At 37.5% G+C, this 26665-nt stretch carries 19 protein-coding genes and 1 pseudogene; 14 read left to right on the forward strand and 6 right to left on the reverse strand.

Annotated features, from left to right (window positions below; genetic code table 11):
* The first annotated feature begins 196 nt into the window (after positions 1 to 196).
* From BM378_RS02850 to BM378_RS02895, 10 genes are all read left to right on the forward strand, one after another.
* Positions 197 to 3865, forward strand: coding sequence for a patatin-like phospholipase family protein (locus BM378_RS02850; protein WP_074988553.1), 3669 nt, complete (start codon positions 197 to 199; stop codon positions 3863 to 3865).
* Positions 3865 to 5583, forward strand: a complete 1719-nt coding sequence (locus BM378_RS02855; RefSeq protein ID WP_074988554.1) for a dynamin family protein — start codon at positions 3865 to 3867, stop codon at positions 5581 to 5583. The genes BM378_RS02850 and BM378_RS02855 overlap by 1 nt, the downstream gene beginning before the upstream one ends.
* A 108-nt stretch (positions 5584 to 5691) precedes the next feature.
* Positions 5692 to 6975, forward strand: coding sequence for a TerB family tellurite resistance protein (locus BM378_RS02860; protein ID WP_074988555.1), 1284 nt, complete (start codon positions 5692 to 5694; stop codon positions 6973 to 6975).
* 121 nt (positions 6976 to 7096) lie between these two features.
* The gene (locus tag BM378_RS02865) at positions 7097 to 8311 is read left to right on the forward strand and encodes a hypothetical protein (RefSeq protein ID WP_143104560.1); all 1215 of its coding nucleotides are present in this window, start codon (positions 7097 to 7099) and stop codon (positions 8309 to 8311) included.
* On the forward strand, positions 8308 to 10551 hold the full coding sequence (locus BM378_RS02870) for a dynamin family protein (protein WP_074988557.1): 2244 nt from the start codon (positions 8308 to 8310) through the stop codon (positions 10549 to 10551). Before BM378_RS02865 ends, BM378_RS02870 begins: the two co-directional genes overlap by 4 nt.
* Before the next feature lie 244 nt (positions 10552 to 10795).
* Positions 10796 to 11326: a HEPN domain-containing protein gene (locus BM378_RS02875; protein WP_074988558.1), complete on the forward strand. Its 531-nt coding sequence runs from the start codon at positions 10796 to 10798 to the stop codon at positions 11324 to 11326.
* An 11-nt stretch (positions 11327 to 11337) separates the two neighbouring features.
* Complete coding sequence (locus tag BM378_RS02880; RefSeq protein ID WP_074988559.1) at positions 11338 to 12882, forward strand: AAA family ATPase; 1545 nt, start codon at positions 11338 to 11340, stop codon at positions 12880 to 12882.
* Entirely contained in the window at positions 12875 to 14353 is a 1479-nt protein-coding gene (locus tag BM378_RS02885) for a VWA domain-containing protein (RefSeq protein ID WP_083422860.1), read from the forward strand. The genes BM378_RS02880 and BM378_RS02885 overlap by 8 nt, the downstream gene beginning before the upstream one ends.
* 102 nt (positions 14354 to 14455) lie before the next feature.
* The gene (locus BM378_RS02890; RefSeq protein WP_074988560.1) at positions 14456 to 16021 is read left to right on the forward strand and encodes a DUF262 domain-containing protein; all 1566 of its coding nucleotides are present in this window, start codon (positions 14456 to 14458) and stop codon (positions 16019 to 16021) included.
* Entirely contained in the window at positions 16014 to 18071 is a 2058-nt protein-coding gene (locus tag BM378_RS02895) for a DUF262 domain-containing protein (RefSeq protein WP_074988561.1), read from the forward strand. The genes BM378_RS02890 and BM378_RS02895 overlap by 8 nt, the downstream gene beginning before the upstream one ends.
* Before the next feature lie 85 nt (positions 18072 to 18156).
* Here the strand turns inward: BM378_RS02895 and BM378_RS02900 are convergent, their stop codons facing one another.
* Together BM378_RS02900 and BM378_RS02905 are read right to left on the reverse strand one after the other, a co-directional pair.
* Positions 18157 to 19617 carry an ankyrin repeat domain-containing protein gene (locus BM378_RS02900; protein ID WP_074988562.1) on the reverse strand — a complete coding sequence of 487 codons (1461 nt, stop codon included), beginning with the start codon at positions 19615 to 19617 and terminating at the stop codon, positions 18157 to 18159.
* Positions 19618 to 19796: 179 nt separating this feature from the next.
* Positions 19797 to 20159, reverse strand: coding sequence for a hypothetical protein (locus tag BM378_RS02905; RefSeq protein ID WP_074988563.1), 363 nt, complete (start codon positions 20157 to 20159; stop codon positions 19797 to 19799).
* Between the two features lie 381 nt (positions 20160 to 20540).
* Here BM378_RS02905 and BM378_RS02910 point away from each other — a divergent pair, with 381 nt between their 5' ends.
* Positions 20541 to 20795 carry a YfhL family 4Fe-4S dicluster ferredoxin gene (locus BM378_RS02910; protein WP_074988564.1) on the forward strand — a complete coding sequence of 85 codons (255 nt, stop codon included), beginning with the start codon at positions 20541 to 20543 and terminating at the stop codon, positions 20793 to 20795.
* 64 nt (positions 20796 to 20859) lie between these two features.
* On the opposite strand, the gene BM378_RS02915 is transcribed toward BM378_RS02910, so the two are convergent.
* On the reverse strand, positions 20860 to 21111 hold the full coding sequence (locus BM378_RS02915) for a TIGR03643 family protein (protein WP_036972356.1): 252 nt from the start codon (positions 21109 to 21111) through the stop codon (positions 20860 to 20862).
* A 45-nt stretch (positions 21112 to 21156) separates the two neighbouring features.
* On the reverse strand, positions 21157 to 22041 hold the full coding sequence (locus tag BM378_RS02920; RefSeq protein WP_074988565.1) for a LysR family transcriptional regulator: 885 nt from the start codon (positions 22039 to 22041) through the stop codon (positions 21157 to 21159).
* A gap of 102 nt (positions 22042 to 22143) precedes the next feature.
* Between BM378_RS02920 and BM378_RS02925 the strand changes: the two genes are divergently transcribed.
* The 3 genes from BM378_RS02925 to BM378_RS02935 all read left to right on the forward strand — a co-directional run bounded on the left by BM378_RS02925 (position 22144) and on the right by BM378_RS02935 (position 24574).
* Positions 22144 to 22773 carry an NAD(P)-dependent oxidoreductase gene (locus tag BM378_RS02925; RefSeq protein ID WP_074988566.1) on the forward strand — a complete coding sequence of 210 codons (630 nt, stop codon included), beginning with the start codon at positions 22144 to 22146 and terminating at the stop codon, positions 22771 to 22773.
* Between the two features lie 62 nt (positions 22774 to 22835).
* The gene (locus BM378_RS02930) at positions 22836 to 23858 is read left to right on the forward strand and encodes a Kelch repeat-containing protein (protein WP_074988567.1); all 1023 of its coding nucleotides are present in this window, start codon (positions 22836 to 22838) and stop codon (positions 23856 to 23858) included.
* Positions 23855 to 24574: an SIR2 family NAD-dependent protein deacylase gene (locus tag BM378_RS02935; RefSeq protein WP_074988568.1), complete on the forward strand. Its 720-nt coding sequence runs from the start codon at positions 23855 to 23857 to the stop codon at positions 24572 to 24574. Before BM378_RS02930 ends, BM378_RS02935 begins: the two co-directional genes overlap by 4 nt.
* A gap of 40 nt (positions 24575 to 24614) precedes the next feature.
* Here the strand turns inward: BM378_RS02935 and BM378_RS02940 are convergent, their stop codons facing one another.
* Both BM378_RS02940 and BM378_RS20520 read right to left on the reverse strand, forming a co-directional pair.
* A complete protein-coding gene (locus tag BM378_RS02940) occupies positions 24615 to 26210 on the reverse strand; it encodes a carboxylesterase/lipase family protein (RefSeq protein ID WP_083422861.1) in 1596 nt (531 codons plus the stop codon).
* A 161-nt stretch (positions 26211 to 26371) separates the two neighbouring features.
* Positions 26372 to 26665, reverse strand: a pseudogene (locus BM378_RS20520) (IS4 family transposase); the annotation flags it as partial.

Genomic DNA, 26665 nt, shown 5'->3' on the forward strand with positions numbered 1-26665 from the left:
TGCACGTGCTCGTTTTAAAATGCTTAAAGAGTTATTGCAAGCTTGTAAAAGTAAAAGCTAGAGGTAATGTAGTAATAATTATTTAAACCTTAAAGATATGAGAGTCATTGAGGTGAGCGCTTTTGAACGCTCGAATATTTAAGAAAAAATTTATTAATTCTTAATCGGTATCTGTACTTAAATTAAAAGGACTTAAATGACAAAGCTAGGTTTGGTTTTTTCAGGTGGTGGCGGTAAAGGCGCCTATCAAATAGGTGTATGGAAGGCACTGAATGAGTTTGGTATAGCCAAAAACGTGGAAGCAGTTGCAGGTACTTCTGTTGGTGGTTTAAATGCTGCTTTATTTACTGCTGGTGATTACAGCTCTGCTGAGCAACTATGGCTTGATATTGCACCAAGTAAGGTATTAACACTTAAAACAGAAGATATTGCCTTGGCTGTTTCTAAGTTCGCGATTGGAGCTTATTTACCGGGTGTTGCACCAAAAGCATTAATGACGCTTAGCTCTTTAATCGGTGGTGCAGGTGCGTTTTCACAAGATGGACTTGCTGAACTTATCTACCAAAGTAATGTTTGCAACGCTATTGATAATGATAATTTGCCACTGCATTTATGTGCATTAACCGCTAAAAATGGCGAGCTAGTTTATCCTCAATTAAATACATTAAGCGCTGAAGACAAACAGAAGTGGCTACTGGCAACATCTGCAATCCCGGCTGTTTTTAAAGCAGTTGAAATAGATAGTACAAATTATGTTGATGGTGGCGTACTTCCTTCATATAGCAACAATACACCTTATAAACCACTAGTTGAACAGCATAACTGTACTCATATTATAAATATTTATTTAGATCGCCAAGCTGATACTATTACTGCAAGTAAACAATATTCAGCGGTTAATTTTTGGAACATAGTCCCGTCACAAGCTTTCGCAGGCTTAATCGAACCACTTAATTTTACCAAAGAAAATGCAGCTAACCTTATTGAGTTGGGTTATAGCGATACTGCCAAAATCCTTAAGCAGTTTAAACCCTTTATGGATGATGAAGCTCGCTTTATGCAGGCTGCTTTTGAGTTTGCGGCCTCAAACAAACAATTCAATGATCAGATATTAGTAAACCAACAGTTGCGTGATGAAAGAGCTTTAGATTCAAAGCAGCTTACACCTCCAGATTCATTAGACGATGTATTAAACGAATTTGCCCATACGTTAAATCAGCAAGAAAGAGATATAGCAAATCAAAATGTTGATAGCTTGATAGACGAATTTGCTGATAACTCTAATGAATTACTTGAACAGGCCTTTAATACCATTACTACACTTGCTTCTACCGAAGGGCGTATAAACGCGCAGTTAGAGCAAAGCCATGTAAGTCGGTTGCTCGGCTCTGTCACTGGTAGCAATGCCAAGTTACAAGCAGGTATCAACTATGATTTTAATCGCGCTATTTATTCAAGCCAATTACTAATTCAAAAGCTTAATCATAAACAAGCGCTAACAATGGAAGCAATGGTGTCGCTTGCGAATAAAACAAACTACCTGATGAACCATGTTAATGTGTTATATGGTAGCGTTAAAAAGCTTGAACAAAATGTTTTTCAATCGGTTGCTTTAATGAAGCAAGGAATAGAAGCATTAGCACATCAATGTGACGTTAGATTTAACCAACTTGAAAATAGAATTGAGAACCTAGAACGTAGTCAATTAGTAAACAATTGGTACAACAATACTAAATCAAAGTGCATCAGTTTAAATACACTGCCGCCAAGTGAATTATTAATTAGTGTAACCCTTGGATTTTATAATGATTTAGGGCGCGATTGGTCTAACAGTGAACTTAGTTGCTACACAAATTTATTGCATGATATTGGCTTACATAGAACATTATTAACGCCGTGCAGCTTATTTAACCCAAGCTCAGCTAAGTTATTTTTAAAAAACATAGAAGCAAGTGCTATTTTACCTGTGGACCCTAAACACCAGCAGTTTCACCCTTTATTAAAAGGGCTGCAAATAACAAGTGATGCACAAAACGACGCAACCGCTGAAGAAGTGAATCAAACTGTTGAGCAACAACTCGGTTTAGCACTCAATAATGAATTGAGTGGTTACGAGCTAGGATTAGAGCTATTACATAGTCTAAAATGTAATGATAAAAGACAGCCTGCTTACTCAAATACGCAAAATATAAATTTACTCACTGCGAATGAGCTTTCAACCATGCAAGCTCAATTGTTAGGTCAAATTACGACATACAATACCGTTAATAATGATATTTTAAACAATAAAAATATCAAAGATGATTTAGCCTTTTTACGAAAGCAAATTGAACAATTTAAAGTTATCGTGCCCGTAATTGGCCAGTTCTCAGCAGGCAAAAGTTCACTGCTTAATAATTACTTAGGGCAAGACTATCTTAAATGCGATATAACCCCTGAAACCTCGATTGCTACTGAGCTAAGCTATAGCGAAGAGGAATATATAATAATTAATTATATTGATAATAGACAGGGGGAGCGTAAAGCATTAAGCGAGTTGCAAAACTTAAAAGTTGACGCGAATATATACTACATTCAGGTTTTTATTAATAACCAAAAGCTTAAAAATCGCCCTAACTTAATACTGGTTGATATGCCGGGTTTTGCATCAAATAATGCCGGCCACTCCAAGGCGATCGCTTGCTACTTGGAGCGTGGTGATTATTTTATAAACTTAATACCCTCAGAAAAACCCTTTGATGCAACGGCTATTGACCAGCTGAAAGAAATTAACTTTAATTATAAAAAAGATATTGCTCACATTGTGTCTAAATCAGAGCGGTTAACAAGTAGTAAGCTATTAGAGGTTAAGAGTCAGTTACAAACCTATCTGGCCGAAGCTTTAGTGAGTGACATTACTATTGGTAATATCGAAAATATTGGGAAGAACAAAAGCATAATTGATTTTGAAAATGCAGTCGACACTGCATTAAATCAGTTTGATACACTGCTTTGTATGCGTTATTCACAGCAAATAGCTAAGCTAGCAAAGCAAATAAGCAGCTCTATAAATAGCTTAAAAAAATCTAGCCAGTCAAATGAAACCCAATTACAAGAAAAAATAAATAAGTCCCAAAGTGCATTTAGCTCGGTAGAAAAAAAGCTACAAGCGTCACTTAAAGATCTTGAATATAACCTATGTAGCTTGGGAAAAGAGGAGTTAATTCAACGCTCTCAACATGTTTTAGGCTCATCGGTATCAGTTTTAGTCAGTGTGGCAAAATCAAATCAAGTATCACAAAAAATAAATGACTTATTAAGGCCCGTATTACAACAAGGTGTTGATAACTTAGTAAAGCAAGAATTACAAAAGTTAGATAAAAAACTCGATATCATAAGCGAGCAACAACATAGCGATATACAAATTACACTTAATATACCCGCAGAACAAAAAGAAGCTTTTTCAGCAACGTATGCAGCGGTAGCAGCAGGAGTCGCTACCGTTATATTAGGCCCTTTAGGTGGTATTGTCTCTGGTATTATAGGTGGCTTACTGGGCCGAAAAGATAACGCAGAAGAACGCGAGCAACAAATAGAGTCACAAGTGCGTGAGCAAGTTATTCCTCAGGCCGTAAATATGGTTGTAGAACATTGCACACAACAGCTCAATACGGCGGTATCAAAAATCAAAAAAGCTGTTTTAAGCTCATTTGAGCAAGAGCAAATCGACTTCAACCAGAGTATTGAGCACCTCAAACAACGATTGCGGCAAAGCGAAGAAGCGTTTAATGAGCAGCAGTTAAAGTTCGATAATGCTTTAATTCAAATTCAGCAAACTCATCAACCCGCACAAATAAAAACCAATGCTATAAAGGAAGGTAGCTAGTGAGTACTGATTTAGATTTTGACAGTTTAATGAACGGCCACATTGATACAAATAATAATGAAAATAGTAGTGTAAGTAGAAATGCAAATGAGCAATCAGGTCAAACTCATGCGTCCTCTCAAAACACAAGAGCAGAAGGGGTTAATCAGTACCTATACGAAAGCGAAAAAGGGTTAAGCTTATGCGCTCAATTAATTGCTAATGGCGATAGTAATACACCAGTTGCCCGTTTATTAGCCGAAATTAAACACACGATTGAGCATGACTTCTTACTGCTTGCTAAACAAGACGACAATACTACGGGGGCTTATACGTATGCTCAATTGTTACTGCTTGAAAAAAAGTTAAATGAAATTGCTGCTTTTCCACATCTCGAAAAATATTATACCGTTGCAGTTGGAGGATCATTTAGTGCAGGTAAATCGCGCTTTTTAAACTCTGTGTTAGGATGCCCCTCGTTGTTGCCAACAGACACAACGCCCACTACATCTATTCCTACTTATTTGTCGTTGGGTGAGCACAATGCAATAAGTGCGCTTAATTTCTATCGTAAAGAAACAGTAATAGATGAAGAAGCTTTAAAAGCTATATGTCATGCATTTAATGAGCGTTTTGGTGTAACTTTTAGCCATTTACTACAGCTAATATCAGTTGAACGAGAAGACTTCAAATACCCTAATCTTGTGTTTTTAGATACCCCTGGTTATAGCAAAGCCGATGATATAGTTAACACACAAAACAATACCGACGAAAACATTGCTCGGGAGCATTTGCGCAGTGCAGACTATTTAATTTGGTTGGTCGATCAACAAAATGGCACTGTGCCGCAGCAGGATATTGAGTTTTTAAAAAGCCTAGAGCTAACTCAGCCTGTACTAGTGGTGATTAGTAAAGCGGATAAAAAACCAGAATCGCAAATACAACAAATTATTAATACAGCAAAACAAGATTTACAACGAGCCGAAATTAATTTTTTAGACGTAATAGGGTACTCAGCCCAGTTAAATAAAGAGTTTTCAAGCTCCAAAACCGTACTAACTGATTTATTACAAACAGTGAGTAAAGGTAAAAATGGCTCAGTTGTTTCATGGCAAGCAGCAAAAATATTCAATAGCTATATAAATTTTTATGAGTCTAGTCGTCAAATTCTTAGCTTAACAAATGGCACGATTAAAGAGCTTATTTTTGCTGAAACTATATCCGATAAGAACAAACAACACTTAGACGATATAAATAATAAAACAAAAGCACAGTTGAATGCATTAGCCACACAAAAGCAAGTTGCCCTTAAAATTCAGCAACAATTACAAAAGCAAATAACGCAGTTATGTGAGTTGCTCAATGTAAAAACAACCATGCAGCCGAGCTCTGTCGCATTGAGTTCAAGTAATACGACTTGCTCTCTTGGTAACGATAATGTACCCCAACAGTCATTAGTATTTGAAGCGCTCGTGCAAGGCAGTATTAAACAATTGTCGGCTATTGCTGATATAACCGCGTTGCAAGGGCGAGTAATTAAGTTAAGTGCAGTGGGCGTGCACATTAAAATAGATGAGAAAGTACAAACTGATTTCGACATCATAATTACTAGACAAAAAATAAAAGCTCAGCTGGGTGCTGCCATGATTGGTGATTATTTTAGCGAAGGCCTGCGTGTGATAGTTCACATAGTAAACGAGAAAAAAGCGAGCATTACAGTCGATATAGCTTCGGCATAGCTTTTAATAATAAAATATAAATTTATATACATATTAAAGACTTAACAACAAATACGTGTTAATGAAATTAAATTAGTAACACAGTTATTTAATAAAAAAGGAAGTAAGATGGATTTTGATATTTTAGACGTTATAAATGAGGCAACAAAAGAAGCTGATGCATTTGAAGGTCATCCAGCGGCTGATTTTACCATTGAAGAGAAATTATTATATTTAAATGGTTTAGCACTTGTTATGAATGCAGACGGCCATATTGATGACACTGAAAAAGAATATATTCGCATACTTATAAAATCAATGAACCTGGATGAGTCAACACTTGATGACATGGTAACGTTTGCTAAGGCCCCAGACAAAGACACCATCCAAGCTTTTTTCCGCACTTTTCGCCGTCGCCCGGTTGCGCAGTTGTTTTTATTCGACGCACTCATGATGACCCGCCGCGATGGCAAAGTAGAAGACAAAGAAAAGGCCGTTGTAGACAAAATAGCCGACCAGCTTGAAATACTAAAAGGCACTCAACAAGATATATTCGATTTATTTTGCCATATTAAAAACCGCAACTGGCAAGAAAGCGCATTGTATTTCAGTTCCCATTTATTGAATCCCGATCACTTTAAACATCTGCTAGCCTATCATGAAGTTGAGTTTGATGCGTTAATGACAGAAACCGCTGAGATAAGAAGTAATAGATTATTGGATATAATGAAATCTAAGCTCGTTGATTCTTTAGAGTGGGGGACTTTTGCATGTGAGGGGACACCTCAAAAGGCTTCATTAATTACGAAAGAGCCTATTACTTTATTAAAAGCTATTGCTAGCTCTATATCATGTTCTATTGTAATGCCATGGCTTCAAAGAATGTTAGATCGAGGGGAGTTGAGGGTTACAAAAGAAACGGTCTATCTTGTTCAAGAGCCTGAAGAAAAAGTACTATTTGAGTTTTCTAATTCATTTTTTAAATACGAACAAGAAGCTAATGCTTTTTATCTAGGCTCCCTTGACTATGCTCAGAAAAGCATCGGTTCTGGAGAGATATTACATGCTTTTCTAAGGTATACGAATCTTAACTACTTAATTGAGCAAAATGATTTAAATAATTTATTAATTTTAACTGACTCAATAGATGTTGCCGTTTCTAATGCAGGTCACTTACCAACATGTGATGGAGTTCAAGTATCGGCTATTACTTCAGGACATTATTTTGCTAATCAGGGCCACCCTAATGCTATAAATGAAATAAAGGGCGACCAAGTAGAAATTAGATACTGTAATCATTGTTCTGGAGGGCATGGAACACAATCAGGTATCTGCGACGATAAAGATAGGAGGTTTACTAAAATTACTTTGTCAGAGATGTTAACAGAACATGGCTTTTATTTAGTTAAATAACATATTTGGACATTGATAATGACTGACTTAGACATGCTTGCAACTTTTATGGAAGCGACAAAAGTGCCAACTGCTTTTGAAAACCACCCAATTGCGCAACAAGGGATTGAAGGGCAGTTTAGTGATGAATGTAGATAATAACATTCATGAAACTGAGGTTGAGTATTTGCAAATTCTAATAAACTCTTTTTCACTCGATAATTCTGTTTTAGATGATGTGGTTGATTTTGCTAAAGCGCCAGACAAAGCAACTATTCAAGCATTTGTTACTTATTATCAGCGTAAACCATTAGCACAATTGTTTTTATTTGATGCGCTAATGATGACCCGACGTGATAATCAAGTGCACGAAAAAGAAATGCCTTTAGTAAACGCAATGGCAACCCAGCTTGAAATACTAAAAGGCACTCAACAAGATATTTTTGATTTATTCTGCCATATTAAAAACCGTAACTGGCAAGAAAGTGCATTATATTTCAGCTCACATTTATTAACCCCCGATTACTTTAAACACTTACTCGCCTATCATGAAGTTGAATATAAAGCGTTAATGGCAGAAACCGCTGAGATAAGAAGAAATAGATTAATTGAAGTAATAAAGAAAAAAGTTAACCTAGATGATTTAGAGTGGGAAGAGCTTAATTATACAAAGGGAAATTATAAAATAAAGTATGAAATTACAACTAATTTTATTCCAAATTTATTAACCCATGAATTACTCCTGCCATTTTTACAAATAAAGCTTGAACGTCACGAACTACGTATATCGAACAATGATATTTATATAGTAAAAAACGCAGAAGAATTACTTTATGCCAACTTGTCAGATCTATTGTTAGTCTATGATAGTGAACGTAATACGTTGAGCGTAAAAGCAGAGTACATATCAGGTGATAATATTGTTGTCTCGAGCGAGCTTTCTAAAGATTTCTTTGATTTAATTCTTCACCCTCTACACTCAAACAATTCTAACGAAAGTAAGTCTTATGATGAACTTAATGTCATTCTCGGGAGTATTTTTTCTGCTGAAATAGCTCAAGCAGAGGATTACGCTCTGAAACAATCATATTTATCGGGTATCAATGGTGCAAGATTATGGGCAGCTTCCTTAAAAAATATACAAACGGAAGAGAAAATATTCTTCCCTTACAGCAGTAACTATTTTTTACAGAATGAAATAGTACTAGGTTTGGATGATCAGCTTTATATAAATACAGGTTGTGTGGGGGAGGTATTAATGAGTGATATTAATTATTTATGTGATTTATCTCCTTGGGAAGTTTTAGTCTCAGGCCAATTTAGATTAATGAGGCCAATAAAAGGAAGTAAAAAATGATTGAAGAGCAATCATTAAGTTTATTAAAAATAAGTAAAGGTTACGAGCTGTATCGTAGCTCAGTAGATGAGAAATTACTGGCTGAATTACAGGTACTGGCTAGTAATTTTAAAAACGACGCACTACAGACACAGAATGAAAATAGGTTGTTGCGTATTGGTATAATTGGCCAAATAAAACGAGGTAAATCTTCGTTTTTAAATAGTTTGTTATTTAATGGCCAAGACGTACTCCCAAAAGCAGCAACACCGATGACGGCTGCGCTAACTAAAATTTGTTATGCTCAACAGCCAAAAGCACTGGTTGAGTTTTATAGCAAAAATGAGTGGAATAAAGTTAAAAACTTAGCGGATAAAGCATTCACTAAACAAGCAAGTTACGAAAACGCATTGCTAGAATACCAAGCCAATAAGGCAATATCGCAAAAGCAGGGCGTTTTTATTTCTTCACCCGCTAAGCCTGTTATATCTGATGAAGAAAAAGCCAGTATTGAGCTTTTAAATATGGTTAAAAGTTCAGGACTAAACGTTGCGCAGTATTTAGATACAACCATATCGCTTGATGAAGTAAATAATAATGATGAATTAGTCGATAAACTAAATAACTATGTGGGAGCCAGCGGCGAGTTTACACCAATAGTAAAAAGCACTGAGCTGCATTTGAATATTGAGTCTTTACGCGATATTGAGGTGGTTGATACACCGGGAATGAACGACCCTATAATCTCCCGTGGTAGGCGTACACAAGAGTTTATAGGTCAATGTGACGTTGTATTTGTACTCAGCAATAGCGGCCAATTTTTAGACCAATCAGATATGAGCTTGCTGGCGCAAAATATTCCCAATAAAGGTATTGAAGATATTGTACTAATTGGTTCACTGTTTGATGGGGCCTTATTGGATGAGTACCATAAGTACCCGTCTATTCAAGAGGCGTTACCGGCTATTACTACAAAACTTAATAATCAGGCCAAGAGTAATGTAGATAAGGTATGTAATGAATTTTCAGCCCATCATAGTACTGAAGATGATAATAATCAAAGCCACTTAATGAGCACTTTACAAAATGCTTTGCCGCCTATATTTATTTCATCTCGCTGTTACGATTTAGCCATAAAGCCAGAGCAATCTTTAAATGAAGAAGAGTTGCATACGTTGAATCTTCTTAACGGTATGTTTGATGATTTTACATTTAATGCCAATACGTTTTCAGCAGTTGCTAACTTCACAAGAGTAACAACTAAGTTAGATACTGTTAAGGTGAAAAAAGAACAGATATTGGCAGATCGTTTTAATAACCTGCTAATAGGCTCAAAACGAGAGGTTAAACAAAAACTAACTCAAATTGCCGATGACGTAACTTATAAGCGTAAAAACTTACTTGAAGGCGACGTTGAAAGCTTAGCGAAAAAACAACAAGCAGTTGTTAAACGCATAGAGGCTGGCACAGTTAAAGTTAATATTGTTTTTGAAAAATACAGTATTCAAGCTGAAAAAACATTAACGCGATTATTAACTGACATAAATCAAGATGCGATACAGGTAAAACAAGTTCATTCGCAATCAGGCTCGCGAGAAGAAAGCTATACAACATCCCGAGAAGTGAGTGACTCATCATGGTACAACCCATTCTCATGGGGTTCAACTCGTACAGTTACGTCAACTCATTACCGCACAGTTAATTACACCTATGCAAGTGTTCATGATGCTGTGAGTAAGCTTGAGTCATTTGTTATAGAAACAAGCAAAGCACTTTATGACGTAAGTGAAAATGCAATTCAATTAAGCTTATTTAAACAGGATATAAAAGCATCAATTAGAGAGATGTTTGATTTTGGGGATGATGACTTTGACCCCGAAATGGTTTTAATGCCATTAAACAATGCAGTTGAACGAATTACGATTCCTGCAGTTAGTTTAGATCTTGATGCGCATATTAATACAATACGACAACAATTTACTGTTGAGCAAGTTGAAGGTGATGAAATAGAGCAATTGCGCAAAGAGCAAGCCAGAGTTGTTGCTCTATTACTAAATGATATTAGTGACGAACTAAAACGGTGTATTCGCTTAATATTAGAGAAGTTAGTGATTGAGAAAAATAACTTTGTTCCTAGCTTAACAAAGGATTTAGTTACAAAAGTTGAACAACTCAAACAAGATCTAATCCATAAAGAAAATGTCCTAAAAGGCTACAACGATGTGTTGCAGAATGTTAGTACTGACTTGACTGAGTTATGAACGTAACACTCAGGATACTAAAACTTATACATTTATTCTTAAGGTAATTGGTTGAAGAGGTACCTCAACTCAAGTTACATTAAAAATAAATAACAGCCAGTTCCGCGTTGTTGTTTACAAAGTTTTCAGTCTAAGCCAAGTAATATTTCGCAAGCTTGCGAATTAAAGAATGATAATCTTCTGTATATTATAAAAAAGGAATGACTAACAAGCACTCAGTTGTTAGTGATGTTTAAGGAAAAATATGACTCTTTCATTACAAAATTTTAATAGAGCTCTATCTGAAGCTGAACAGCTATTAACATGCTTTGAAACTTTAAATAACCACCCTGAATTGTGTTCGTATGATGTATTGAAAAAAGCTAGTCTGATAATGATCTTAACTGCATGGGAAACCTATGTGGAAGATGTTGTAACAGAAAGGTTTGATGACAAATTTGCTTTAATTAAAGGGTCTCAATTCGGTCGTTTTGCTGAAAAGCAATTACATGAAAGGTTGAAGTTTTTTCATAACCCAAATTCAAATAAAACTAAGAAACTATTTGAAGAATTTTTTGGGCTAGATGTTACAGAGCAGTGGAAGTGGCCGAATGTATTACCAAAAGATGCGAGGGAACAGCTCAACAAATGGATTAATAAAAGGGGAGATGCAGTGCATCGAGTACAATTTGACACTACAAAGCCTCAAATAATCAAAAAAGATGAACTAGAAAAGTGTTTGCGTTTTTTTAAAGCACTTGCACAAGCAACAGACAAAGCATTAGAACAAATTTAAAGGAATAAATAATGAGTTTACAAACAAGAATAAAAAAATTAATTGATCAAATTTCTGTTGGCATGCATGAGCGTGAGGAGATAATCCCAGTTGCATTACTTGGTGCACTAACTGGGCAAAATACATTTTTATATGGCCCACCAGGCACAGCTAAGAGTTTAATATCGCGACGTATCGCTAAAGCATTTGATAACCCGCCTTATTTTGAATATTTAATGAACCGTTTTAGTACTCCAGAAGAGGTGTTTGGGCCGGTATCGATAAAAGCGTTAAAAGAAGATCAATATACACGTAAAACTGAAAATTATTTACCGAAGGCAGAGTTTGCGTTTTTAGATGAAATTTGGAAATCGAGTCCTGCAATATTAAATAGCCTATTAACGCTTATAAATGAGGGGATTTTTAAAAATGGACAAGAGCTTGAAAAGACCCCTTTAAAGGCCTTAATTGCAGCGTCAAACGAAACACCAGAAGAAAACCAAGGTTTAGATGCTTTATACGATCGCTTTATTATCAGGTTAATGGTTGGTCCAATTGAGATAAAAGAAAACTTTGAAAGCCTAATTAGTAGCAAACCAACCCTCGCTGAAATTAAAGTAGCTGATGAGGTAGTCATTAAGAATAATGAATGGACTAGCTGGCTTAAAAAGATCGATACCGTTGAACTTTCACAAGATACGTTAACAATTATTCATTTAATAAGAAAAGAGCTGTCGGAACAATTTGAAGAGCTTGGTGTTTATGTGTCTGACAGACGTTGGCAAAAAGCCGCCCAATTGCTTAAAGCCTCGGCATTTTTTAATAACCGTATGGTTACCAATCATAGCGATACTTTATTGTTACGTTATTGTCTTTGGACAACAGAAGCAAACAGAGAAGAAGTTGAAAGAATAGTAAATACTGCTATTGAAGAGTCTGGTTTCTCTCCTGAAGTTAGCTTAGCGGAGCTTGATCGGAAGAAAGATGAGCTTGATAAAGAAATTAATGTTGAAGTTTTTTATCAAAATGATGTTTATGAAACACACAACATCAAAGGCAAAGATTATTATAAGGCGAAAATAACGTTTCGCTATAAGACCGGATATTATAATGATAATAAAGAGACTACACGTACCTTTTACATTCCAGTTTCTAAAATGAAAAGTAGAGAAGCCTTCAAACCTTTAGACTCGAATGGCAATGAGCTTACAGGTTACACGTGTACATTTGATGGTCAAGGTAGTTGCGATGTTAAAATTACAGGGCTAGAGGGGCGATATGATTCTGAGGCTCACTTCACACCTAAAATCTTATGCTCAAAAGGACAAAAAAAACAGAACGTAAATAGTCGTTTAATTGACGCTTTAAAAAATGAAGTTAAGGAACTAAAACAAACTTTGAGAATAACTTTAGAGTTATGTGAGGCTAAACAATCAGAATATATGGCTAACTTGTACTCGCCATTTGTGTCTGAGCAATCGTGTAACATTGCGCTAAATGGTATAAATCAGCAAATAAGTGATTTGAAATTAAGAATTAAAGATTGTGACCGTTTAAAAGGGCTATGCAGTGCGTAAAGTTGATGACTATATGAACAGTATGCGCGCTAATATACATGACGACTTCCAAAGCGTATTTAAGCATGCTCCAAATTTAGCATTACAAGTTGAAGAGCGATTAACAACTTGGGCCAATAAGTCCCACCGTCATTGTATTTTAGAGTTTCCTCATTATGAAGCTCAAAATGAACTGAATGTGTTTAAAACACTAGATTTTGATAGCCTAACTATAGAACAGTATGAACTAGCTCTAAATCAATACAAAGTTTTGTGTTCTAAAAGTAACGTTAATTATAACAATAATTTTTGGGATAATGACTTAGCGAGCATTAAGCATGATGCTGTCACTTTGAGTCCTAATGGTGTTATGGGTACAAGTAATTTAGTTACTTCCGTTAATTTATTGGCGAATGAGTGGGAAAAGTTACTCAGCTTACAGTATGAACAGTGGGAACTAGAGCAAATATCCCTACTAAGAAAAAAGTTCTTAAATGGCCTGATTGAAAAACTAAAACTCATTGATGAAATGCTTGGGTTACTTCGTTCTTTAGGTATCGAACCAGGCTTTTTGCTTGATCTATCTAGTGGAACTTTAAAGCTAAATAACTTATCAAGAGTTAAAAGCTTGTTGCAGCAGATATCTAATGATGAGGGAGTTAAAAGGCTCTTAGACTTGCTTGGGCGTTTAAACCAAACAGAAAAAAGCGAAAAAATTGAATCCGTTACGCATTCATTCATACAAAAATCAGCTGTAACAGATGTGAACTCTAAAGAAGAAATTATAGGTGTTAAATTAAGTAAAGATATTGAGCACGCTCTCCCTTCAGAATTAGCACTCTTGAGTGATATTGAAACATCAATCTTATTTGATCTTAAGTATGTTGAATCATCCTTGATGTGTTTTGAAATGTCTGGTCAGCAACTTGTTGATGAAGAGTTTGAAATTGAAGAAGCTCTAGCTGTAGACGAAGATGAACAAAAAGGTCCTGTTATTATATGTATCGATACTAGTGGATCAATGCAAGGTGCGCCTGAAACTGTTGCAAAAGCGGTCGCCTTTGTTATGTCACTAAAAGCACAATCAAAGAATAGAGACTGCTATATAATTAATTTTTCAACTTCAATCAATACTTTAGATCTTTCCAAAGGGTTTAGCTTGGATAAACTCACAGATTTTTTATCTATGTCGTTCCATGGTGGTACAGATGTCGGTCCTGCAATTTCTCATGCTTTGCATTTAATGACTGAAAATACTTACAACAAAGCTGATTTGCTAATTGTTTCTGATTTTGTCATGAGAAACTTACCAAAAAATCAATTAGACTCAATTTCTGAATTAAAACAATGTGGGAATAAGTTTTTCTCTTTGGTTGTTGGTGATTGTTACTTAAGTGAACGAATACGAGAAGTATTTGATCAAGAATGGATTTATAACCCTCAACACGCAAGTATCTCTGAATTAGTTGCTATTAATAGTTGGATTGATTGAGTATTTTAAGATTGCAGAAATGTGTTTTATAAGTAGTTGTTTTTTTATAAATGGATTTGCGTGACTAAGATAGACTTCTTAGTCAAGCTAATAAGGAGTTTTATGTCAGTTGAAGTCGCATCTTGTACTTTAGCGCAGTTATTCAGTGGCAAAAGTATTATTAGTTCTAGTAAAGCGGAAATTGCTGGTGAGTTAGCTATACCTGAGTATCAACGACCTTATCGTTGGGGCGAAGTACAAATAAAAAAGTTGTTGAGTGACTACCAGCTTTTTTTAAGCGATTTAGCACAAAGCGATAGTGCCTATGGGTATTACTTAGGCAGTGTAATCTTGCATCAGTCAGCAGAAAGTAGGCAGCTAAATATTATTGACGGTCAGCAACGTTTAACAACCTTAGCGTTGATTTCCTATGTGCAATATCTATCTTATACGGTTAATAACGCTAACGAAGCGAATGAATCACATAGCTTTGCTCTTAACCTAAGCTACGATTCGCCAGAATCACAACAACAAATCGTTAAAAACCTTGCTTGGTTACAGGCATACTCGACAACCAGTAATGCTAGCCAAATAGCCACTTTTGATGCCAATAAAATCAATTTAACTCTGGTTGTTACTCGTAGCGAAGACGATGCCTATCGCTTCTTTGAAACTCAGAATACTGGTGGTGTTAGGTTAAGTGGACCTGACATTATTAAAGCACATCACCTCAGAGCCATTGCGCGACAAAACCAAAATGAATTTGCTGCAAAATGGGAAGCATTAGGCGATTTAAACCCCGTTGTTGGATCATTGCTTAAAGGGCGCTATTGGCAAAAACTTTATAACCGTAATGTACCTTCTCACCGCCAGCCTAATCTAGTAAGAAGCGCTGTTGTCAATGAACTTGGCGAAAGTACGGGTAAAGGCGACGATATTGCTTTTGGGCGCTTTAAACGTACATATTTGCCAGACGGTGGACAAATAGATAAACAAGCACAGCAAGGTTATGAACTGAGACAGCCATTAAATAGCGGCATTAATACTATTCATTTTTTAAGCTACTTTGAACAATTAAGGTGTAAGTATTTAACGGGCGGAATTAATAATAAGGCTAACCATATAAAGGTTACTTCACATTCTCCAACGAATACAGAAAACACTCTAATTAGCTTTTTTCATTTTTATCAAAACCTGATCTGCCAGCTTGAGGGTTGTAGTTATGTAAAAGGGTTATACGATACAGCACTGCTTATATACATTAGCCAATTTGGCGAACAACAGTTAGACATTGCAGCGAAGAAGCTGTTCCGAGTTATCTACTCACCTCGCGTAAGCAATCAAAAAGCGGTGAGAGAAAGTTCTATATCAGCCTTTGTCCGCGATAACCCTGTACTTGACTGGATTACAGCTAGCCACACACCAGCCCTGTGTTTTGATTATTTGGACCGTTTTAGCTTTAAAGCAGACCCAGCTAATTTAGCTGTGAATAAAAATAGCGTTAAAAAACGCTTTATACATAAAGTATTAAATAACTTTGGACTAGACGTTGTTAATGGCCTTTCAGCAGAAGAGCTCGCAAACACTTACACTACAAAGTTAGATACTTACATTCTTCCTCTAGGCACAGAAAAAATGGCTATGCATCAGATTAGCAAGCGCACAAATCAAGGAGGCCAAAATGGCTAATGTATTTTTAGGTGAAGCTAATAATAAAGGAAATCAGATAACACAGCATCACGTTGAAACGCAGGTTCTTACGTTAAATTACATTCAAACGAATCAATATCAATTTAGTATACCGAGTTATCAACGTCCCTACGTTTGGCCAGATGAAGCAGTATTAAAGCTATTCAACGATATTAACGATGCTCGTTTGGCGGAAGAGCCTAATTATTTTATTGGGACAGTTCTTACCTCAGTAGAACTAGATGAAGATGGTAATGGTATTTATGAGCTAATCGATGGACAACAACGCACTACCACGCTAATGCTAATTGCGCTTGCTTTTAAAATAGCAAAAGTTGATTCAGCCATTGCAGATATAGCCGCCTTTAAAAAGCAGCCGAGACTTCAATTTACTATTCGAGATCAAGTACAGCACTTATTAGGTAGCTTAGCTGGCCTTGATGATTATGTATTTCCAGGGCTAGAAGCGATTGGTGAAAATCCATATTTAAAGCGTATATATGCAGCGTTACAAGTGTTAGAGCAACAAGTAGAAGCGCTCAAAAATGAAGATCGTATTTTATTAGGTGATTATATTTTTGAGAATGTGCAATGGGTGAATAATATAGTGCCTTCTCAAATGGACTTGAATCGTTTGTTCGCTACCATGAACACTGCTGGCATACAGCTTGAGCAGGCTGATATATTAAAATCAAAACTGCTCAAACAAGTTTCTAAAGATAAAGCTTTATTCGATGCTATGTGGTTAGCGTGTGAACACATGGAAAATTACTTTGAGCGTAATGTGCGTAAAGTCTTTCCTAACGCTCCGTGGGATAAAATTGAGTCAGAGCATTTGGCTTGCTTTAAGGAGGAGCTTTTTGTAAAAGATGAGAGTGCTAGTAAAAGATCTAGGCAGAGCTTAACCATTATGCAACTAGCAGAACAATTAAAAGCAATCACAGTAAGTGGTAGCGAAGGAAATCAAGATAATAAATCTAATATTGAGCTAGGTGATGTCGCCTACGATTTAGACACCGAAACTGTATATTGTCGTCCCATTATTGGTTTCCCATTATTACTTATCCATACTTATCGTATTTATTTGGCTAACCGAGCTGTTGAGCTAGGTGATGGCACTAATGATGTTGCTCCTCGCGTGCATGCTGACAAATTACTAGAAACCTTTGAGCCACTCATTACAGCCAGTGAAAACGAAGTTAAAGAATTTATCAAAACCTTGTGGCAAGTGCGTTATCAGTTTGATCGTTGGGTGGTTAAGTGGGTTGAGCGTGACGATAGCGATGATGAACAATTACGTTTAACTAATATTAGTCAAAGTGATTCAAATGGGAAGCGGTACATTAATCGTACTCAGAAAGAAATAAATGAATTAGTAATGCTGCAATGTGTGCGTAACTTTACCGGTGAGCGAAGTGCGCAGTATTGGATAACCCCATTTATTGCAGGTTTGATAAAAGACAATATTACTCAAGATGCACAAGCCATAGCCTTACTTGAAAATATTGATAATGACTTATCGTTGGCGACTAAGCCTGAAACTCAAAAAACAGCTAGTTTCAAGCTAGCTAAGCAACATCAGCCGGAAGTTTACTCTTGGCAGGCATACGAAAATTATTTTGCCAAACCAAGAGGAACAAGTTTTGAGCATTATTGGTTTCAAAAGCTGGAATATATTTTGTGGAAACAAGAATCTGATAGGCAGCGGCAACAATTCAAAAACTATCGTATCACGGCTAAGAATTCTGTTGAGCATGTTTACCCGCAGCATGAAGAATACCAAAATATGTTGGAGCGAGACTTTTTAGATGCATTTGGAAATTTAGTTTTATTAAGCCCTGGTGAAAACTCTTCATATAGTAATCAAGCAGTCAAGAAGAAGCTTGTCGATTTTGAAGCAAAACTTCAATACGACTCTTTAAAGTTAAAAGCCATGTTTAAAATATTAAAAGAACAAAACGATTGGCAAGAAGCTCAAATAAAAGAACACCAAAAAGACATGTTAAGTGCATTAGCAAAACATTACGATGCGGTCTCTAATATGCTCTAGCAAAGAACAAAAATGACAGTGACCGATTCGTGAGGTGGTAACTGTCAGTTCAAGTCTGAGCTAGTACAGTCCAAGTACAAATAATTCACAATGTTCTTAATGCGTTCAAATAGTTTTGACCAAGGTTTATATGTTGTGTGTATTCCTCGAAATAATATGTACCTGGTTCGTATTGTTCCTTCAGCTTTTCTACTAACCCAATATGTGACCGATAAATACTCTCAGTTGCTTCAATGACATGTTCAGGCCTTTTCTCTAATTTATTCATAATACGCTTAGCAACTTTTAGGTATGGATTATCTTTTGGTTGCTTAGTCTCGAGCATAGGGTAATAGCCATCAAGTGCTTTTAAAAGAGATATTTCTAACGCTACGTTTTCGTTCATTGAAACATCGACGGTATTATAGTCTAGTAATAGGTCTGCAACATTTAGATTTTCATTTTCTATCGCTAAAGCTAGAGGTGTATATCCACTAATACTAGTCAAATTTGGATTATGACCTCGTTTTATGAGCTGCTTTATGAGTTCAAGTTCTCCTAAAACTGCTGCGGTATGGAGTAAGGAGTAGCCCCCTCTTTTTGTGGAATCTTTTTTCATTCTATGTAAAGGATAACTTATTAGTGATCGGTTTAAATTAGACATATTGTTACCCAGCAGTTCTTGAGGGTGAAGTGTTTCGTACCCAGCGGGATTTCTGTTTGGGTTGAGTGACTCGTGTGCATAGAAATCTGCAACAGGTGACTTCAAATGTTCACTTTCAGTGAAAACGTCAAATACGGTAATTAATTTCTCTGTTGGAATATCTAATATTACTAAACTGTGTATTAGGTTAGCGTATTTAGGCATGCGTAAGAGAGCATTATTTCTTTCATTATCAGATGTAAATAAATAAGGATAGACAGTTTCCTGTCGATTAAGTTTCAGTTTGGCATTTTTGAAATAATTAAGAACCTCAACCAACTCTGAGCCTGATGTTTCTTGAATTGCTCTATAAAAATCCCAACTGTTAGCAACACTATATCCCAGTTCAGCAAGAGTTTGTGTTGCTGTAGCTTTGGTATTTTGAAGGATTACCTTGACATCGTTTTGCGTTTCTTCAACACCCAATTGAGTCGTTTTAATTCTTATGTTGTTGTCTTTAACAGTTAAATTTGTGTCTTTTACAATTTCATTCGTTTCTTTGACTAAAGAGAATATTTTATTTTGGATTTCTATAAAAATTGGCATTTTCTCAACTAAAATACCTTTACCACCTTGTTTTACATTTTTGCTAGAAAAACTGGTGCATATAAATACACTAACGCTAATTATCAGTAGGCTTACTATGAGCGGCATTTTCCAATGCTCACTCATTTTCTTTATTCGCTCGCCAATTTTAGACTCCTCAGGAACGAAGTATAATGCGATAGCTAAGCACAGAAAGACCAAGCCTGCCCATACACCAAACTTACCAATAGGAGCTAGTATGTCTTGAACAGCACCTAGGAATCCGCCGATTATTGTTATTGGCACGATTAGTTCTAAAATTTTTTTCCCTTTACTCATATGCTTACCTGATAATCCATTTTAGTAACATCATAATAAATAATTTCATTGTTGGGTAGATATGTTCAAACTAGATTATTACAGGATAAGAACTGAAGGTCGAAAACGAACTTTTGAAAAATAAATTATCTTAGTTAAATGCTTTGCTTTTACTACTCTTCAATTAGGGCTATATTTTACTAAATACTACCAAAGCAATGGTAATGAGGATCTGTAAAGAATTTGACCTTTCTATCCAACAAATAAAAATTAGCTTTTATCTTTTTAACTATATACTTTTTAAACAATTTTTTGTCTAAATAGACATACGATGTATTGAGCTTTGTATTAAAAATAACTCGGCCTCTGGGAAAGTTGTAGTAGTCACTGTTGAATAGTGTTAACCCAAACAATTGGTAAATATTATTCTCCTCCCATTCGACTTGGTGTTGCAGTGGGCTATCGATAAAACCAAGTTGATCTGCCTTTAAGTCGATAGCATTTTGAGCTTTATAGACTAATGTGTTTTCAACGAACCAAAAAATACCAACTTTGCTATTCATATAGGACTCCTAAATTTATATCTCCCGACATTACTCGGTTAAGCCCAATTTAGAACCCTTCCTCATAGCCACATTTCTGCGAAAAATTTGTTTTTTATGTGGATTTTGCTAACAACGCTGGTAGGGATAAGCCAATTCTAAATGTTATAAAACAGCTCACTAATCTCTTTACGCAATTTATGTTCGGTTGATGGCTCCTGACTAAAGTTAATCATTCAATCTTGAATGATTAGAGCGTGATGCGGGTGTAGAGCTTGATCTAGATCAAAGAATGTTTGCTCATTGCAAACTATATTACGCGGCTGCAATTTTTGTTATGTTTTGAAATTTTCGGTGAAGGTTTTAAAAGCGTAACTTCTTTATCTTCCTGTAAGGTTTGTCATGGCATTACTCATCAATAACAAATGTATTAACTGTGATATGTGTGATCCAGAATGTCCGAACGAAGCTATTTACATGGGCGCAAAGATTTATCAAATTGATCCCAATAAATGCACTGAGTGTGTCGGGCATTATGATAACCCGACCTGTGTTAGTGTGTGTCCTATTGATTGTATTAAGCCTGATCCAAATCACCGCGAGTCACTCGATGAGCTTGCTGAAAAATATGTACGGCTAACAACAGAGGCATCATAGCTAAGTCTGTTTGGCGTTTTTTAACAACGAATCGCCTTCGTACTAAACCGATATGTCTACAGGTTTACCTGTGCTTATACTGGGTCTTACAGTAACCCCTTGAGATATCGGGGTGGCGAAGTTTTAAATGTTTGGTTTGCCTGCCTGTTGCGCGTTTTCGCCAGAGTCTAAAGCTTGAGTTTGTTAGCTGCTGGCGCATTAAAGCGATCACGCTTTTTTCATTTAAGCCAAATTGTTGCTTTATTGCTTCGAACGGGGTTCTGTCTTCCCACGCCATTTCAATGATGCGTGATATTTCGTGGTCTAAGTGCTGCATTACGACTCCTTTTTGCTAGTTGTACGTGCCTGCAGCGCATTTAGATTACAAAATATCGTGATGCCACTGCTCTGCTAAAAAGTCGATAAAGGCTCGCACTACATTTTGTTGAAAATTTCGCGATAAATACACTGCCCATATATGTGAACCGACGGTTGTATACTCTGGCAGCACTTTTATAAGCTCACCGGATAACAAATGATCATTCGCTAAATCGCAGGGTAAGTGAGCAATCCCCATTCCTTGTTTAGCTGCTTTGAGTAATACGCCCATATCATTGGCGACTATGTTGCCCTTAACGGTGACCTTTTGTGTATTACCGTTACGTTGAAACTGCCACACGTTGTGTTTTTTATGGACAAGGCAATTATGCGTGGCTAAGTCATTGGGGTCGTTTATTGTATTGTGCTGTGCTAAATACGCCTTCGATGTGCATACCGCTGTTGCTATATACATAAGCTTGCGAGCAATTAACCCTTCATCAGGCTGGTGGATATAGCGCAGGGCAATATCTACGCGGTCATCAACAAGCTGCGATAGACTATCGGACAGTAATAACTCAAACCGAGTTTGTGGATGGCGCTTGGTAAATGCTTCAATGGCCTCAAACAGTTTATGTTGCCCAAGACCAATGGGAGATGCGAGTCGAATTGTACCGACTAATTCATTGTTATGACTGTGAGCACGGCTTTGTAAGTCAGACACTTGATTTAATATTTGCTGACAATAGCTTAGCGCTTCTTCGCCTTGAATAGTTAAACTGACTTTGCGCGTTGTTCGATGAAACAATCTTAAATTAAGCCACTTTTCAATATCTTGAATATGTCTTGATACTTGTAGTCGGCTTAAACCTAAGTGTTCAGCGGCCTGTGTAAAACTCCCTGTTCGCGCCACTTCGACAAAGCTTGTAATTGAATTGAGTTTATCCATTGGTATCTTAATATGAAACAATGTGTATCTATGTAGTGTATTTATCAGTAAATGGTGAACAAGTAAACTGCTGTTAATGAAACAAACAACGGAGTATTCCTCATGAAATTAGCAGTATTAGGCGCATCAGGTTGGATTGGTAGCCACATTACTTCAGAAGCATTAACACGCGGTCACCAAGTTAATGTGTTAGTAAGAGACGCAGGTAAAGTAACCCAAGATAATGTCACGGTAACTGAATTTGATTTAACAAAAGACGATATAGCAAACGCCGCAGCAGGCAGCGATGCAGTAATTGTGGCTATTGGTGGTCGTGCTCTTGGTAATCATGAGATTGTGGCTAACAGTGCTCAACAATTACTGAGAGCATTGGCTGGCACTGGCATACGTATTTTATGGGTAGGGGGCGCCGGTAGTTTAGAGGTTGCACCGGGTGTCACGTTGATTTCTAGCCCTGATTTTCCTGCTGAATATAAAGATGAAGCACGTGCACAAGGTGAAGCGCTTGAGGTGTTTAGAGCATCAGCCGCAGATACAGCTTGGACCTTTGTATCCCCTGCTGCGGTAATTTATCCTGGTGATTCAGAGGGCCCTTATCGTGTAGGAGGCGACAGCTTCTTTACTGACTCAAACGGCGAAAGCAAAATATCAGTAACCGATTATGCTAAAGCCATGCTTGATGAAGCGCAATCTGCAGCACATTTAAATCAACGTATTAGTATTGCTTACTAGGCCTTTCCTCGGGCTCATAAAATGGTATTCTTAACGTCTGTTTTTAGTCGTTTATTCATCTTATGAGCCTGCTATTTTCTATTGCACTTGCAACAATTCCAGCCTTACCAGAACCGGTAGCCAATAATGCGGTTGCTAAAGTAGTTATTCATGAACAAGCTTACTTTTTAAGTTTTATGGGACTAGGTAAGGGTAAAGCACATCATGATATTCACAATAAAGTATGGGTACTCAAAGTTGGTGATGATTCTTGGCACGCAGCTAAAGAGGTACCGAGCACTCAACCTTTAACGGGTCGTTTAGCAAGTACCGCGGTAGGAGTTGGTGAACACGCTTATGTGTTTGGTGGCTATACAGTAAGCCATGATCATCAAGAGGTATCGACCCCAGATGTGTATCGTTATGATGTGATTACTAATTCATACACCCCACTTACCAGCATGCCAGTGCCGGTAGATGACAGTGTCGCTTTGGCATATAAACAACGTTATATTTATTTAGTCAGTGGTTGGCATAACGATGGTAACGTAAACTTAGTGCAAGTTTACGATATTAAAACGGATACATGGCAACAGGCTTCACCATTTTTAGGGAAACCGGTGTTTGGTCAAGCGGCTGCCATTAGCGGCAATACTATGTTGGTTTGTGATGGCGTAGAAACCAAAGCGAATGCTGATAAACGTCGCTCGTTTGCTGCGGTTCCACAGTGCCTAAAAGGAACCATTGATGCTAATAACCCCTTAAAAATTGATTGGCGAACGATTCCTCATCCCACTGGCGTGGCACATTATCGCATGGCAGCAACCAGCTTTAATGGCGATATATATATGATGGGTGGTTCAGCGAATCCCTATAATTACAATGGCATGGGTTACGATGGTAAACCAGCCCCTGCAAGCGATCATGTGTGGCGTTTTGATGTCGACAGCAATGATTGGCACGCGATGCCAAAGGCAAATACCGCCAGTATGGATCACCGCGGATTATTAGAACATCAAGGCAGTTTGTATCGCATTGGGGGCATGAACAATAACCAGCAAGTAACACCCGATGCGCTTGGCTACAAGGTACAGTTATCATTATGAATACACTCTATATCACAGGCGCAGGGGTGAGTGCCGCAAGCGGGATCCCAACTTTTCGTGGCGAAGATGGATTTTGGACCATTGGCAGCAAAAACTACACGCCGATGGAAATGGCAACACGTGCGATGTATCAAAACAACCCACGCGAATTTTTAGCGTGGTATTACCATCGCTTTGCAACGTACCGACATCATGGTCCGAACGAAGTTCATCATTGGTTGAGCGATAAAAACCTTATAACACAAAACATTGATGGCCTTGATGGAAAGGCGGGTAACACCGATTACATTGCGATTCACGGTCGTTTAGATCAAATGACGGTCTTTCACAATCAAGGTGATGAAGTGATGGCCTTCAACGCTCCATGGGATAAAGTAAACGAAGATAACTTACACCATTCATTACTTGAGGTGTTCAACATTAGTAATGAAAGTCCTATTGTTAATCAATCGTTTAAGCCGTATGTGTTGTTATTCGATGAGTATTACACCGAACTTTATCGTATTTCTGAGGCGCAGCAACGTATGCTCGATGCTAATAAAATTGTATTTATAGGCACCTCGTTTAGTGTCAATATTACGCAAATGGCACTTAATATTGCACGAAGTCAGGGAACGCCTATCGAAGTGGTAGACCCAGAACCCACGCATGTGTTTCATCCTAATGTGACCTACAAAAAAATGACGGCACTTGAGTACGTACAGCAGCAAGGTTAAAAGCTAACGAGGCGCTTATATTACGCGCCTCGTCTATTGATTATTGTTGTTCTGCTTTTGCTTCGGTGATGTTTAACCGAGCTTGTAATGGGTCAGGTAAAAACTCTGCGGTACCTGTTTTATTCATTTGCAGTAAAAATGGCTCATCATGTTTAAACGCAGACCACTTCGGGAGTCCCGGGCCATTTGGCGTGCCTAATTTAATAAAGTTAGTAACATAACGGTGCATAATTTTAGCCGCTTGCTTGTCTTGTTCGGTGGTAACATGACCGTATTTTGCTTGCACCGTATTAAAGAAATACGGAATCTCGCTGGCATGCTCAGCTCCTGGTTTATCTAAAGTTTGCGCCACATAGCCAAAGCGGTACAAATAAGCCTGCTTGCCCATATCTGAAATGCGTTTAGCAACAAATCGAGCAGGTTCTTGCATTTGTGCATCTTGACCAATCTGATAATTAAGCATGGGCAGTGGAGTGTCGCCATTGGCGTCGTATGTCATTCTTGCTTGTGTGCTGTGCCCAGCAAAGCTGTCGAATAAAGCGTCTTTTGAAGCAAATCCTGCAAACCCTAAATCCCTGTCTGTAGTGCCAACCATGGCTGGTATGTGGCTAAATGTCCCTTTTCTTAAACGCGTTTCGGTTGATGCACTAATAATGGTGCCATCAATAATGGGGCCTCCAACATAGTTTGGTACGTCGGTATTTTGTTGGTGTAGCGTGCTTAAGTTGAGGTCATCGATAATATCTTCGGCAGGTAACTCACGAAGTGCAGCCAGCGCGTTTTCATCGCTGCCTAAAATTGTATGCTGCTTAGCAAAGTTTTCACCGATTTGTTCTGCGCTTAACACCGTGTCGTCATTACTGTGTAAAGGCCGTTGTTTAAATAGGTCTCGGCCACCAGCAGACATAATAACTGCTTGCTGAAATAAATTATTAGCAGCCGGCGTTTGCATCATCGCATGCACTGATGCACCACCTGCAGATTCACCCATTAATGTCACCTTTGATGCATCGCCACCAAATTGAGCGATATTTTTTTTCACCCATTCAAGCGCTGCAATTTGGTCCATTAATGCGTAGTTACCCAGTGCATCATTTTCAAATCGTGTGAGGGCAGGGTGCGCAAAAAAGCCGAATCGACCTAAACGATAATTAAAGCTGACAAAAATAACACCTTGTTTTGCAAAGCTTTCGCCAGAGTATACTGCTGGTGAAGCCCCACCGTTTACAAAGCCGCCACCATGGATCCAAACTACAACAGGGTAAAGGCTATCACTGTGTTTGGCGGGTTTAAACACATTCAAATACAAACAGTCTTCTGATGGCGTGGTTGCTAATGGTGCAGCATCGCCAGCAAATGGTTTTTGCATGCAATCGGGGGCATAATTTTCCAATACCTTGACACCTTGCCATTTAGTAACCGGTTGAGGGGCTCGCCAGCGTAAGTTTCCCACAGGGGGCGCTGCATAGGGAATGCCTTTATAGGCAATAACTCGCCCTTGCTGTTGTCCTTGAATAAGGCCGCCACTTACTGCTACATGGTCGGATTGTGGTTGGTCTTGGCAGCCTTGTAGAAACAGGGCTGAGCCTAACATAAGAGAGGAATAGAAAATCGATTTTAAAATACGCGATGTCATAACATAGCCCAGACTGTTTTGGTTAGGCTTATAATATTAACATATTCAAATAGCCACAACGAGAAAACCAGCACAGCAACAAGGGAAAGACTATGCTGGTTTAGTCTTTGGCTGTTTCATATGATAAAGAATAGAAAAGCCCGCGCAAAGCGTAATGCCAGTCAGTTAAGAGCTGACTGGCATTTTCTTTTGTAAGGATACTTATTTGGTTTCCTTCTTATCACCCTTGGATAATGCCTGTCTGGTAGCCTATCGGGTAAGATAAACAACCTAAGTGTTGTCAGTAACTCATCATAATGAACAGGTAACTTACTTGCACTATGTATTGGCGTAAACATGAAGAAAGCGATTACCTGCCGCATAGATTGGCTAAAGCTTAATTGAGTAGGCAAGATATCTTCTTCTTTAGTTGCATCAAGCATGATTATGCGTATTAAGTTGTAAGCGAGTAGTAA

Source organism: Pseudoalteromonas lipolytica (genome assembly GCF_900116435.1).
Lineage (GTDB): Bacteria > Pseudomonadota > Gammaproteobacteria > Enterobacterales > Alteromonadaceae > Pseudoalteromonas > Pseudoalteromonas lipolytica.